Genomic DNA, 650 nt, shown 5'->3' on the forward strand with positions numbered 1-650 from the left:
AACCAGTTAAATGTGCTTGAGGATAATGGTTTTAACCGCTCTTATTTTGTCTGAACTAGTAGCAGGAATCAGGTAATCATCGATACCCTGATTTCCCATTTTTGCCTCTGACGTTCTATTCATTAAGCTATTACGAGTGGTTTTCCCTGATAGGTGCAGTGCATTGACCTTCGATGATTGTAAAAGAAGTGACGCATTTTCAGCATTGACACCAGCCCCGGCCATTATATCGATGCGACCTTTAGCAAACTTAACCATATCGCCTAAAACTTCTATTCCGCTCTCAGCCGTTGGCGCGAGCCCTGAAGTCAGTACTCGTTCAAAGCCAAGTTTAATCGCTTGTTCTAGAGCAAGCTTATAGTCTGGAGAGACATCAATTGCTCGGTGGAGAGTCATGCCGAGATTCAGGCTTTTCGCTTTTTGGGTCAATTTCTCTAAAGTATTCATATCCAAAGAGCCATCGGACTTAGTGACTCCCAGAACAACACCTGTTAGCCCAGCGATAGAGGCGGCTTCAATATCCTCAAGCATGCACTCAATATCCTCTTGCCCGAAGATGAAGTCCCCTTGCCTTGGTCGGATCATCGCATAAACAGGAACTGAAGATAGCTTTGCGGCTTTTCTCATAAATCCAAAGCTTGGGGTTAACC

The 650-nt window shown here is 44.6% G+C and carries 1 protein-coding gene; it reads right to left on the minus strand.

Annotated elements, in window-relative coordinates; translation table 11 throughout:
* Nucleotides 1-6: 6 nt before the first annotated feature.
* The coding region (locus KIV40_RS29080; RefSeq protein ID WP_285352702.1) for a copper homeostasis protein CutC at nt 7-650 on the minus strand (644 nt) is incomplete at its 5' end.

The organism is Vibrio sp. D173a (genome assembly GCF_030248475.1).